The 11,009-nt window shown below is 63.0% G+C and carries 16 protein-coding genes; 11 read left to right on the top strand and 5 right to left on the bottom strand.

Features of this window, described 5'->3' with window-relative positions:
• Nucleotides 1-114: 114 nt before the first annotated feature.
• The gene (locus NKH19_RS32300; protein ID WP_352873847.1) at nt 115-873 is read right to left on the bottom strand and encodes an SDR family NAD(P)-dependent oxidoreductase; all 759 of its coding nucleotides are present in this window, start codon (nt 871-873) and stop codon (nt 115-117) included.
• Between the two features lie 124 nt (nt 874-997).
• Nucleotides 998-1,636 (bottom strand): choline-binding transcriptional repressor BetI, encoded by a 639-nt coding sequence (betI, locus tag NKH19_RS32295; protein WP_352873849.1) that lies wholly within the window; start codon nt 1,634-1,636, stop codon nt 998-1,000.
• 83 nt (nt 1,637-1,719) lie between these two features.
• On the opposite strand from betI, the gene choX reads away from it, so the two are divergent.
• Both choX and NKH19_RS32285 read left to right on the top strand, forming a co-directional pair.
• Nucleotides 1,720-2,658 carry a choline ABC transporter substrate-binding protein gene (choX, locus tag NKH19_RS32290; protein WP_352983751.1) on the top strand — a complete coding sequence of 313 codons (939 nt, stop codon included), beginning with the start codon at nt 1,720-1,722 and terminating at the stop codon, nt 2,656-2,658.
• On the top strand, nt 2,655-3,479 hold the full coding sequence (locus NKH19_RS32285) for an alpha/beta fold hydrolase (RefSeq protein ID WP_352873852.1): 825 nt from the start codon (nt 2,655-2,657) through the stop codon (nt 3,477-3,479). The genes choX and NKH19_RS32285 overlap by 4 nt, the downstream gene beginning before the upstream one ends.
• Here NKH19_RS32285 and NKH19_RS32280 read toward each other — a convergent pair.
• Nucleotides 3,476-4,246: an NIPSNAP family protein gene (locus NKH19_RS32280; RefSeq protein WP_352873854.1), complete on the bottom strand. Its 771-nt coding sequence runs from the start codon at nt 4,244-4,246 to the stop codon at nt 3,476-3,478. The genes NKH19_RS32285 and NKH19_RS32280 overlap by 4 nt on opposite strands.
• Before the next feature lie 95 nt (nt 4,247-4,341).
• On the opposite strand from NKH19_RS32280, the gene NKH19_RS32275 reads away from it, so the two are divergent.
• From NKH19_RS32275 to NKH19_RS32235, 9 genes are all read left to right on the top strand, one after another.
• Nucleotides 4,342-5,022 carry a TetR/AcrR family transcriptional regulator gene (locus tag NKH19_RS32275; protein WP_352873856.1) on the top strand — a complete coding sequence of 227 codons (681 nt, stop codon included), beginning with the start codon at nt 4,342-4,344 and terminating at the stop codon, nt 5,020-5,022.
• A gap of 152 nt (nt 5,023-5,174) precedes the next feature.
• Nucleotides 5,175-6,308 (top strand): metallophosphoesterase, encoded by a 1,134-nt coding sequence (locus tag NKH19_RS32270; protein ID WP_352873857.1) that lies wholly within the window; start codon nt 5,175-5,177, stop codon nt 6,306-6,308.
• Nucleotides 6,309-6,531: 223 nt separating this feature from the next.
• The gene (locus NKH19_RS32265; RefSeq protein WP_352873858.1) at nt 6,532-7,185 is read left to right on the top strand and encodes a glutathione S-transferase family protein; all 654 of its coding nucleotides are present in this window, start codon (nt 6,532-6,534) and stop codon (nt 7,183-7,185) included.
• Between the two features lie 551 nt (nt 7,186-7,736).
• A complete protein-coding gene (locus NKH19_RS32260; RefSeq protein ID WP_010915421.1) occupies nt 7,737-7,946 on the top strand; it encodes a cold-shock protein in 210 nt (69 codons plus the stop codon).
• 362 nt (nt 7,947-8,308) lie between these two features.
• On the top strand, nt 8,309-8,533 hold the full coding sequence (locus NKH19_RS32255; RefSeq protein WP_352873859.1) for a hypothetical protein: 225 nt from the start codon (nt 8,309-8,311) through the stop codon (nt 8,531-8,533).
• The gene (locus NKH19_RS32250; protein WP_056593642.1) at nt 8,533-8,940 is read left to right on the top strand and encodes a hypothetical protein; all 408 of its coding nucleotides are present in this window, start codon (nt 8,533-8,535) and stop codon (nt 8,938-8,940) included. Before NKH19_RS32255 ends, NKH19_RS32250 begins: the two co-directional genes overlap by 1 nt.
• 1 nt (nt 8,941) lies before the next feature.
• Nucleotides 8,942-9,106 carry a hypothetical protein gene (locus NKH19_RS32245; protein WP_352873860.1) on the top strand — a complete coding sequence of 55 codons (165 nt, stop codon included), beginning with the start codon at nt 8,942-8,944 and terminating at the stop codon, nt 9,104-9,106.
• A 4-nt stretch (nt 9,107-9,110) separates the two neighbouring features.
• Nucleotides 9,111-9,491 carry a YkgJ family cysteine cluster protein gene (locus NKH19_RS32240; protein ID WP_352873862.1) on the top strand — a complete coding sequence of 127 codons (381 nt, stop codon included), beginning with the start codon at nt 9,111-9,113 and terminating at the stop codon, nt 9,489-9,491.
• Nucleotides 9,492-9,820: 329 nt separating this feature from the next.
• A complete protein-coding gene (locus NKH19_RS32235; protein WP_352873864.1) occupies nt 9,821-10,432 on the top strand; it encodes a LysE family translocator in 612 nt (203 codons plus the stop codon).
• 24 nt (nt 10,433-10,456) lie between these two features.
• Here the strand turns inward: NKH19_RS32235 and NKH19_RS33715 are convergent, their stop codons facing one another.
• Together NKH19_RS33715 and NKH19_RS33710 are read right to left on the bottom strand one after the other, a co-directional pair.
• Nucleotides 10,457-10,621 carry a nuclear transport factor 2 family protein gene (locus NKH19_RS33715; protein ID WP_502911098.1) on the bottom strand — a complete coding sequence of 55 codons (165 nt, stop codon included), beginning with the start codon at nt 10,619-10,621 and terminating at the stop codon, nt 10,457-10,459.
• Nucleotides 10,618-10,743 (bottom strand): hypothetical protein, encoded by a 126-nt coding sequence (locus tag NKH19_RS33710; RefSeq protein WP_502911097.1) that lies wholly within the window; start codon nt 10,741-10,743, stop codon nt 10,618-10,620. Before NKH19_RS33710 ends, NKH19_RS33715 begins: the two co-directional genes overlap by 4 nt.
• Nucleotides 10,744-11,009 lie beyond the last annotated feature (266 nt).

Raw genomic sequence — 11,009 nt, 5'->3', positions numbered from 1 at the left:
CCTCAGACGCTTCAACGCCATCACAGACGGCTTCGTTCTCGCCTCGCAAAATCAACCCGAAGCAAATGTGTGCGCACGCTAGCCCACAAGGGGAGAAGGCAAGGGCTCTTCCTCTCACCCCGCCGTATACCCACCGTCGATGGAGAAGATACCACCGCTGGTCCAGGCCGCCTCGTCGCTTGCCAGATAGACCGCGATGCCGGCCAGATCGTCGGGGCGGCCGATTCTGCCGAGCGGATAGCTGCGCTCGACATAGGCCTTCAGTTCCGCCTTCGCCTCGGCCGGCAAATTGTCGACTGTCTTGCGTCGCATGGCTGTGTCCACCGTGCCGGGCGCGATGGCGTTGACGCGGATGTTGCGCGGCCCAAGTTCGAAGGCCAGCGATTTGGTCAGCGAGTTCAACGCGCCTTTCGACAGGGAATAGAGGCTCGACGGTCGCTTCGGGATCATCTTGTTGGCGAAGTAGGACGAGATGTTGATCACCGATGCGCCGGCCGCCAGATGCGGCAGCAGGCCCTGGGTGAGGAAGAACACCGCCCCCACGTTGAGCGCGAAGGATTGCTGGAACTGCTCTTCGCTGACAGTTTCGAAGGGCACCAGGAAAGCCACCCCGGCATTGTTGACGAGGGTATCGACAGGCCGGCCGGATTTTTTCACATGCTCGACGATGGCCGCGATGCCGGCCGAGGTGGCGAGGTCGGCCGACAGAGTCTCGACGATGCCGCCGAGGTGGTTGCGGGCGGCGTCGAGCTTTTTGGTGTCACGGCCGACGATCAGGACGTCCGCTCCCTCGCGCGAAAAGGCCTCGGCGATCGCCAGGCCGATACCGTCCGACCCGCCTGTGACCAGCGCGCGCTTGTTGTGAAGTCTCATTGGACGCTCCGAGGGATTTCTGCCTCACCGAGAGCACCGTACATTGGCGGCTGCGGTCAAGCCGTTAGCCTATCCCACGGTATGAACTTCGACCGCTGGCGACCGGTAGGCCAGCCGGACCGGTTTACGCGCCGACGGTCGCAAGCTCCCGCAGGGCCAGCCGCCCCGCGACATAATTCTTGACTTGGCGGACCGCCTGTTCGCGCGAGACGCTGCCCGGCTGCAGGCCGAGCCGCAGCCAAAGCCCGTCGATCAGCGCAGTGACGCCAAGCGCGATGTCGTCGGCATCCGTGGGCGAGGCGAAGCCACGCAGGCCCGACAAGAGATTCGAGCGCATGCGTGCGTGGATCACCCGCTGGATACGCGCCATCTTCTCGTCGCGCGGCACCTCGGCGCAGAGCGAAAGCCAAGCGTGGCAGAGAGGAGGCTGGAACAGATGCTCCTCGAAATTGCCCTCGATCACCGCATCCATGCGCTCCATCGGCGTATTCGCCCGGCGAAGCCGCGCGATCACCGCCTGGCACAGGACGGCGTTGGCCTCGCGCATCGCGTGCTCGAACAATTCCTGCTTGTTGCGGAAATAGTGCAGCACGATCCCCTTGGAGGCTCCGGCCTGGGCCGCCACCTTTTCCAGGGTGGCGCCGGCAATGCCTTCGCGCTCCAGCACCGCGAAGGCGGCCTGCCGCAGTTCCTTGCGGCGTATCTCACTGAGACGCTTGAGTTTCACGGGTTCGGTCCATGCATTGAGAATCCACGTTGACATTTTCGCCCGCTCAGATCAAGAATTGACCCATGGGACAATAAAAAGACCAATTGGTCAATTTGATGACAATGAGGAGAACCGAAATGTTCCGCATCCTTGCAAATGGCGTCTGTCTTGCCGCTTTGGCGTTGGCCTCTCATGCGGCCCAGGCGGCCGAGGCCGAGCAATGCAGGACGGTCCGCATGGCCGAGCCCGGCTGGAACGACCTTGCCTTCACCACGGGGGTAGCCAATGTCCTGCTGGAGGCGCTCGGCTATCAGCCGCAAAGCCAGGTTCTTGGCATCAACGTCATTTACGAGGGTATGAAGAACAGGGATCTCGACCTGTTCCTGGGGTACTGGGACCCGGCGATGGTCACCTATTATGAGCCCTACAAGAAGGACGGTTCAGTCGAGAATGTGCGCGTCAACCTGGAAGGCGCCAAATACACATTCGCCGTGCCGACCTATGTCTGGGACGCAGGCGTCAAGGACATCTCCGACCTGCACAAGTTCGCCGACAAGTTCGGCAAGAAAATGTACGGCATCGAGCCCGGCTCCAATCAATTGATGATGGACGCCATCGCCGATCCGGCCTTTGGCCTGGATGGCTGGCAGGTGGTCGAGCCGAGCGAAGCCGGCATGCTTTCCGAGGTCGGCTACGAGATCAAGGAGAAGCAGTTCATCGTCTTCCAGGGCTGGGCGCCGCACCCGATGAACACGATGTACGATTTCAAATATCTGACCGGCGGCGACAAGTTCTTCGGCCCGAATTTCGGCGCCGCGACGGTGACGACGCAGGTGCGCAAGGGCTATCCGCAGCAATGCCCGAACGTCGCACAATTCCTCGGGAATCTCGTCTTCGATATCGATTTCGAGAATGTCGGCATGGGCTATCTGATCAATGACGGCATGAAGCCGGAGGACGGGGCGCTGAAGGCGATTGCGCTCAACAAGAACCGCCTCGATGCCTGGCTCGCCGGCGTCACCACCTTCGACGGCCAACCTGGCCTTGCCGCCGTCAAGGAAAAGCTCGGCCTGTGAGGTCGGCGGTGCTGGATGCTTTGCCGGACCAGGACGCCTGGGCTGGCCGCAAACAATTCGTCACTGTCGGCGATCTTGACATCGCCTATGTCGAGATATCAGGCACCGAGCCGGCGCTGCTGTTGGTGCACGGCTTCACCGACACCAGCCGCGGCTTTTCGCTTCTTGCGCCGCATCTGGCCGGCCGCCGGCTGATCATGCCGGATCTGCGCGGCCATGGCGCCTCGCAAGCGGGCAAGAGCTACGGCATCGCCGATTTTGCCGGCGATATTGCCGCGCTGATCCAGAGTTTACGGCTCGACCGGCCGGTCGTCGTCGGCCATTCGCTGGGCGCCATGGTGGCTATCGCATTGGCTGGGCGACACAAGGAACTCATCGGCGGGCTGGTGGTCCTGGCCGGCACGTTGAAGCCCGATTTCGCGCCGGATCATCCGCTGGTCGCCGGCGTCCAGGCCTTGCGCGACCCGATATCGCCGGCCGATCCGTTCTATGCCTGGTGGCATGCCTGCCGGCCCGGCGTGCCCCCGGCCTTTCTCGCCGGCCTGGCGAAAGACGCCTCCACGATGCCGTCATTTCGCTGGCGCGCGATCCTTGAGGAAATCCGCCGCGCCGATCTGACTGATGCGGCGCAAGCCGTGCAGGCCCGGACGCTGATCGTCGCCGGTGCGTGCGACCCGCTGTTCGGCGAGGCGCACCAGCAGGCATTGCTGCGCGCGCTCCCAGAAGCCGCCTTCGTCCGGGCCGAGACTTGCGGCCACAACCCGCATTGGGAAGATCCAGCCCTTGTCGCGAACGCCATCATCGAAGCGTTTGAAGTCTAATGCCCGACCAGCGATCGCGAGGTGGGCGACAGCCGCAATGTCTCCGTTGGTTTGGTCAGGCCGAACTGTGCGGCCTGCCACGCCGGCGAGGCAGCGAGGGCGGCTCTGTGGCGGGCATGCGCCTCGACGCTGTCAAATCCCATGACGCTGATGAAGACGTTTTCATCAGCCCGTACCGGCAGCCGTGGAAAACTGTTTTCGGCATGCTCGGTGACGAAAGCAGCGAGCAGGCGTGCGCCTTGTGCCGTCATCAGCGGCGCTATTTCGGCCCCGAAGCGCTCGGCGAAATCAACCTCTGTGCCGGGCCGCAGATGATGAATCTGGATGACAACGATGCCGGTCGGCGGCTTGTTTCGAATGGACTTTTCGTCAACGGCCAGACTTGGCCGCCGCGCACCCGATAGGTCGAAGCCGGCGCCCGGCCACGCGGGCTTGAGCAGCAGCACGTCGTCGGAATCGATCATTGTCTCGTTGGCCGCATGGCTGTGCGCCGCCCAGACCGGACCGCCATAGAAAGCTGCGAGAGCATTTTTGCGCGCGTCCATGCCGTCGAAGCCGCGCATCCAGACGAACATGTCCGGGCGATCGAGATCCCGGAACTGGCCGATGATGGTCATGCCGGCGTCCTCCTGGCCCTCGATCAGCCTGCCGTCGAAGATGTCGATGAGCGTATCGCGCCGGCCGGGCTTCAGCGTGTACTGCCTCAATTCGACGACAGGCGAGGCGAGCACCGCGGGCTTCGGCTCGGCATTCAGTAGCATGCTCATCCAACTCTTCTCAAAAACAGGGTGATCATCCTGTTTATAAACAGACCGGTTGTCCTGTTTTGTCAATATGCTAGAGTTCGGCAATGTCAGCAGAGATGAACGTTCGATCAAAACAGCGCCCACGAAAACGCATCAACGACCCTGACGGCATGCGCAAGAAAGTGCTCGATGTCGCCGAGGTCGCGTTCCAGGCGCGCGGCTATCACGCCTCCAGCCTCGGCGATCTGATGGCGGCGGCGGGCGTCAGCGGCGGCGCGCTGCATCACCATTTCCCGACCAAGAAGGCGCTGGCGCTGGCGGTGATCGACGAGCGTGTGGCGGCAGCGGTCGAACAGACATGGATCGCGCCGGTGCTGGCGGCTGCGTCGGTGCGCGAAGGCGTGCGCGCGGTGTTCGAGGCCGTGGCGGCGGAACTGGAGCAGCAGGGTTTCGTGCGCGGCTGCCCGCTCAACAATCTGGCGCACGAACTGTCGCTCGCCGATCCCGATTTCCGGATTGCCCTTGCTGGTATTTTTGCCGGTTGGCGGCGGGCGATTTCGGACAAGGTGCGAGCCGATCAGCAGGCGGGCAGAGATGAGGGCACGGATCCCGAGCGCTTCGCCGCGCTGGCGGTCGCCGCCTATTCCGGGGCGATGTCGATGGCCAAGACGGCGCAGGATGCGAGCGTGCTGCGGGATTGCTTGGCGGGACTGGAGCGGAGCGCGCTGTCGTCATCGCAGGGCGGACTGGCAGCCAGGCGACGCCGCAGGGTGCTGCTGCGACCGAGAACCGTTTGATGTCGCAGCGACAGGGAGATATCAACGCGCCGCTTTGACTTGGCGCTCCGGCTCTAGCTACCGCGCCAGTGGCTTGATCGTCCTATAGCCGATGGATGGTGGCAAGGAGAGGCGCTGGACGGCCGGCCGCTCGCCATGCTGAAATTCACCTCATGATGAATCGCCGTTCGCCTGGATTGGTTTCCCGTCGCAGCTTTTTGGCGCGGGCAGCAGGATTTGCCGCGGCCGGCGCCTTGTCGCGCCCGGCATTCAGCCAGACCGGCCAGCGCGTCCAGTCCATCGACGCCACTTTCCTGTTCATCGCCGATGTCCATGCCTGCCGCATGGCGAGCGGCTTGAGCCCCAACTGCCTGCAGGAAGGCAAGACCGACGCGGCGCTGCTGCGCAACGTGGCCGTGCTCAACGGTCTCGTCGACAAGGACTGGCCGGCCGAGATCAACGGCGTCGCCACCGGCCTGCGCTCGGCGGCCCGCCGCATCGGCACGCCGCTCGGCCTCGTCGTCGGCGGGGACATCACCGACGACGGCGGCGGCCAGATCACCCAGCCCAGCGAGGGCACCCAACTGCTCCAGTTCAGCCAGCGCTACCAGCAGGGCGTCGGCCCCGATCGCGTCCACATGCCGGTCTATGTCGGGCTCGGCAATCATGATCTCGACCAGAACGGGCCTTCGCGCCATGTCGACTGGTACCGGCGCGAATTGCGCGATTATGTCGAGGTCAATCATCGCGCCGGCGTGTTTTTCAAGCCGCCGGTGCCGGCTACCGACTATGATATCGATACCGACTGCTATTCCTGGGACTGGGGCGGCCTGCAACTGATCCAAACGCATCGTTTCGCCGGCGACACCGGCCACGGTGCCGAGAGCAGCCTGCCATGGCTGAAGCAGGATCTGGCGACCTATGCGGCGGACGGTCGTCCGGTCATCCTGTTCCAGCACTATGGCTGGGACACTTTCTCGATAGAACGCTGGGATGCCGCCAAAAGGCGCTACGATGATGACGGCGCTGGCGCGCCGCATTGGTGGAGCGAGGCCGACCGGCAGGCGCTGCTGGCGGCGCTCAAGGGCTACAATGTCGTCGGCATTTTCCATGGCCACCAGCACGACACGCCGCTGATCTATCGCAGGGATGGGCTCGATCTGTTCAAGCCGAAGGCTGCCTTTATGGGAGGTTTCGCGCTGGCCAGGGTGACCAGCGACGGCATGGACGTGGTGCTGGGCGAGGCGACCGGTGATCATGGCGAGGTCGCCTTCACCAATGCTTTCAGCAAGGGCTGGAGCACATGAAAAAGACGGCCCTCGCGGCCGCCTTCCCCGCATCTCCTGGGAGTTTTGAATTCGGAGGAATTCATCCGCGGGAGGCTAACGAGCCGCCGTCGGTTAGGTTCCAGGCGTCGCCCGGGCGGCGGATCAGGTCGTGCTTTAGCCTCCCCGAGGCAAGGTTGGCGAGCTAGGCTGTGACCAAGCGCCGACCAAAGGATTGCAGGTGATCGTGCGTGCGGGGAGAAAAATGGCTGAATTCACACTCTTCATCGGCAACAAATGCTTTTCCTCATGGTCGCTGCGCCCATGGGTGGCGATGAGGCATCTGGAGATCCCGTTCGAGGAGGGTTTCGTGCGGCTGCGCACGCCGGAGACCTTTGCCAATCTGGCGAAAGTGTCGCCGACCGGCCAGGTGCCCGTCTTGAATCACAATGGCAAAATCATCTGGGAAACCCTTGCCATCCTTGAATACCTGGCTGACCTGTTTCCCGAGAAAAAACTCTGGCCGGCCGACATCGACGCCCGCGCGCTGGCGCGCTCGGTGGCGACCGAGATGCATTCCGGTTTTCGCGAGGTCCGCTATGGCTGGCCGATGAATTTGCGCAGGCCGAAGGGCCACAAGCCGCTCGACGCCGAGGGCGAACTACAGCGCGAGCGCATAGAGACGATCTGGCGCGAGTGCCGGGAACAATACGGCAAGGGCGGTCCCTTCCTGTTCGGCCATTTCACCGCGGCCGACGCCATGTATGCGCCGGTCGTCACCCGCTTCGACACCTATGGCGGCACGCTTGCGCCGGATACGCGAGACTATGTCGACGCCGTTCTTGCCACCCCGGCGATGCGCCATTGGTATGCGGAAGCGGCAAAGGAGACATGGCCGGAACCCGGCCCGGACGAATGAGCTTCTTCCCTGGTCTGGTTGCCGGAGTGTGTTTCGAAGACTAGGAGACTGTCGCATCCGCGTGATGTCGCCGGCAAGGTCCGGCTGGAAGCCGCGGCTCGGCGCCGCCGGGGAGGATGCCGGTCAGCCGGTTCTCCATACAAGAACGCCCCTCGCACGTTTTATTGTACGGGAGGCGTCCTGTGTGTCAGCGTCCCTGAGATCGCTCTCTGAAACTGCTGACACTCTTAAATGCACGGGCGCGAAATTGGTTCCCCGAAGGCTGCTATTTTTTGAGGGAACAGGGGGCGCCTTGGTTTCCGTGCCGGATCCGCGGGCGAATGGACCCTTGCCAGACAGCGTTTGCATCGAATCTTGGTGAGAGGAAAACCAGAAATTGACACGACCCCAAAAGAAGTCTACAAGCACCTCGTCGATATTTGTTTGACTGACTTTTGTTATCCGCGCTTTCGAGCGCGCCTTTGACGAACTTCCCACATCAAAAATCGGGACAAACGACGTTGTGCATCCGCATGGCGTCGAACGAATATTTGCCATGGAAAGGGTTCGTCATGAGCACCGGCACAGTTAAATGGTTCAACGCCACCAAAGGTTTTGGTTTTATTCAGCCTGACGACGGCTCTGCCGACGTTTTTGTCCACATCTCGGCCGTAGAGCGCGCCGGTATGCGCGACATCGTCGAGGGCCAGAAGCTCGGCTACGAGATGGTCCGCGACAACAAGTCGGGCAAGATGTCCGCCGACCAGTTGAAGGCGGCCTGAAAAAAGAATTCAGCTCTCCCGGTGACCACGGATGTACTGGCACCGGTGAGTAGCGAATTCGGGCGCATGGCCGCGGAGACCTGAGTTTCCACGGCATGCCATGCGCATGAGAAGGGCGTTCCGTGCATCCCCGTGCATCCTTTTGGATGTCACCTGGTTGCGCGGCGCTCTCATGAAGGTCAGGCGGTGCCTGGCCTTTTTCATTTTGCGCGTTTTGCCGCCGAAAATGCGCTGCGCGCCGGCCTGGACGTGCTAAGGGACGCTCCAGCAATTTGAATCCGCTGCCGTATTGCTTCGTGCATGGTCCTGATCGAAGAACCGGTCTCGCTCCATCGGCACAGGCTCCTGACAGGAGAAAGATTTTGACCGCTCATTCGAAGACAGTCGAACAGGCCGTGTCCTTGTTCAGCAAGACGCAAACCCAGTCGATGTCGCTCAACCGCATCAATTCCGAGCGCGATGCCGTCAGCGAGGCGCGGGAAGCCAAGACCGCGCGCCTGCGCGAATTGCGCCTGGAGAAGGAGGCTGATGAGATGGCAGCGGCCGCGGCGCTCGCCGCTTTGCCGAAACGGGCCGGAAGACGCTGATGGCTACCAAGCGCGTGCCTCCGAAACTGATCGCCGCCGACTCGACCATCGCCGACGTGGTCGAAGGCCTCAATAAGCCGGTCGAATATGTGCGCCGGGTGCTGGAAAAGCTGGAGCGCTGCAAACGCGCCCATGGCGATGCCCAGGTGCGGCTCGGTGTGCGCGGTCGCGCCGAATGCCCGAACTACCTGATCGAATATGTCCGCGAAGACGCCAAGACCCATGAGCGCGTGACCCATCAGGACGCCGCCTACAGCGGCAGCACGCATCGCGAGCTCGCAGTGCACCACATCGCGGAAGTCAGAAACTGGTCGCCCGAGGAAATGAACATCACGGCGGTTTCGGCGCTGATCGGCCGCCTGCGCAATCCACGCGCACCATCATCGCGCTTCGTCGACGAGGACTGACATGGCCATAAAATTCTCCACCAAGGACCAGCCGGCAGCCCCGGCCGCCGCCGCGAAGCCGGCCAAGCCGGTTGCCGCGCCGAAAGGCGATGGGGCCGCCGAGACCGCGACCGATCTCTTCAAGTCGCCGGCGGATTCGCCCAAGGGCAAGACAAAGAAGAAATAGCGCCTTGCCGCAAGACGCCGATCGCGATCCTGCCGCGCCGGGGCTGTCTGCCCTGGTGGCCGCCGCAAGCCTTTTGTCGTCGCAACGCAGTGCCGCTGCTCCCTTCGACTGCCAGAGCTGCGGCGCCTGCTGTTCCTATTCGGCCGAGTGGCCGCGCTTTTCCACCGAGGACGACGCGCAGCTCGACCGCATCCCAGAAAAATATGTGGCGGCCAATCTGTCCGGCATGCGCTGCGAGGGCGTGCGCTGCTCGGCGCTGTGCGGCGAGATCGGCAAGTCGACCGCTTGCGGCATCTATGAACTCCGCCCGGATGTCTGCCGCGCCTGCATGCCTGGCGACGACGATTGCCTGATGGCGCGCCGGGCACACGGATTGCAGGTGTAGCTGCCAATCTCCCCCACATTGGCAGGGCAATCGCATGTGGATTCTTGCGAAGAGGACCCCCACCCTAGCCCTCCCCACAAGGAGGAGGGAATGCTGCCGCGCGCTCTTCTCCAATTCCTTTGGCGTCGAAACGTCGGCAGTTTGCCGATGTTAGCGCCTACGGAAGTCTCCCTCCCCCCTTAGGGGTGGGGGTACTCGTAGAGCGAGGCCTCGGCCTCCCATAAGCGATTGCCCTACCCATAAGAGGGAGATCACATTCTCTCCCCGTCTTGTGCGCCACTGTCCGGCCCGATACCTTCCCGGCGGGCAGGGCGCCGGAGGAAACCATCGTGAGCATCGAATTTCTATTGACGTCGCTGATCGTCGTGGCTTCGCCTGGCACCGGCGTTCTCTACACGCTGAGCGCCGGCCTGTCGCGCGGCGCGCGGGCCTCGATCATCGCCGCCTTCGGCTGCACGCTCGGCATCATCCCGCATATGGCCGCCGCCATCACCGGCCTTGCGGCGCTGCTGCACACCAGCGCGATGGCTTTCGAGACGCTGAAATATCTCGGCGTCGCCTATTTGCTCTACATGGCCTGGAACACGCTGAAGGAAAAGGGTGGCCTGAGCGTCGAACAGGATGTGACGCCGCGCTCCGCACGCAAGGTGATTGCCACCGGCATCCTCGTCAACGTGCTCAATCCGAAACTGTCGATCTTCTTCTTCGCCTTCCTGCCGCAATTCGTCAGCACCACCGAGCCCAACGCGCTGTCGAGGATGCTGGAGCTCAGCTCGGTCTTCATGCTTTTGACCTTCGTGGTTTTCGTCGGCTACGGCATCTTCGCCGCTTCGATCCGCAGCCATGTCGTGTCACGGCCAATGGTGCTGACCTGGATGCGCCGAAGCTTCGCCGGCGCCTTCGTCATGCTCGGCGCAAAGCTGGCGCTGGCCGACCGGTAGAAACCGGTCAGGGATCGGCTGGCGCTACCCCTCGACGATGCGGCCGCCCGCGACACGCATCAAATTGACGCCGCGCAGCGAGTTGCCGTCCGCCATGCGGTAGCGCCAGCGGATCGTCGCCCGGTCGCCAGCGACGAAGGTCTCTTCGAGGTCGAAGCGCGTGCCGAGTCCGTCGCGATCGCCGATCACAATTCGACACAGGCGGCCTTGCCGGCGTGGCGGGCACCGTCCGGCGCCAGCGTGGTGTTCTCGATCACGCAGTCTTCCGCCACCAGTCCGTCTAGCGGCGACGGGTCGTGGCGCTGAAACACGTCGTTGAAGGCACGTATGATTTCGGCCGTTTCGGCGGAGCGCCGAGCCGTTGGGCAACGCGCGGATGCCGCCGTCTGACGACCGACAGAGGCGCGGCGACCGAGGTCGCCCCAAACAAAAAGGGCGGCATCTCTGCCGCCCTTTCCGTAGCTGAAAGCTGATGGAAGCGTGGATTAGAAGTCCATGCCGCCACTCAAGCCCGCTTGCGGGCTTGAGCAACTTGGATTCATGGGCGAGCTTTATGGACTTCTTAGAAATCCATGCC

Source organism: Mesorhizobium sp. M1338, assembly GCF_040318045.1.
GTDB lineage: Bacteria > Pseudomonadota > Alphaproteobacteria > Rhizobiales > Rhizobiaceae > Mesorhizobium.
This window is presented reverse-complemented; position numbering and strand designations above follow the sequence as displayed.

Bases quoted from the DNA above. Each gene is read 5' to 3' on its own strand.
- NKH19_RS32245 (WP_352873860.1), top strand. From the start codon at position 8,942: ATGGCCATAAAATTCTCCACCAAGGACCAGCCGGCAGCCCCGGCCGCC.
- NKH19_RS32260 (WP_010915421.1), top strand. From the start codon at position 7,737: ATGAGCACCGGCACAGTTAAATGGTTCAACGCCACCAAAGGTTTTGGT.
- NKH19_RS32280 (WP_352873854.1), bottom strand. From the start codon at position 4,246: ATGAGCATGCTACTGAATGCCGAGCCGAAGCCCGCGGTGCTCGCCTCG.
- betI (WP_352873849.1), bottom strand. From the start codon at position 1,636: ATGTCAACGTGGATTCTCAATGCATGGACCGAACCCGTGAAACTCAAG.
- choX (WP_352983751.1), top strand. From the start codon at position 1,720: ATGTTCCGCATCCTTGCAAATGGCGTCTGTCTTGCCGCTTTGGCGTTG.
- NKH19_RS32270 (WP_352873857.1), top strand. From the start codon at position 5,175: ATGATGAATCGCCGTTCGCCTGGATTGGTTTCCCGTCGCAGCTTTTTG.
- NKH19_RS32250 (WP_056593642.1), top strand. From the start codon at position 8,533: ATGGCTACCAAGCGCGTGCCTCCGAAACTGATCGCCGCCGACTCGACC.
- NKH19_RS32300 (WP_352873847.1), bottom strand. From the start codon at position 873: ATGAGACTTCACAACAAGCGCGCGCTGGTCACAGGCGGGTCGGACGGT.
- NKH19_RS32275 (WP_352873856.1), top strand. From the start codon at position 4,342: ATGAACGTTCGATCAAAACAGCGCCCACGAAAACGCATCAACGACCCT.
- NKH19_RS32265 (WP_352873858.1), top strand. From the start codon at position 6,532: ATGGCTGAATTCACACTCTTCATCGGCAACAAATGCTTTTCCTCATGG.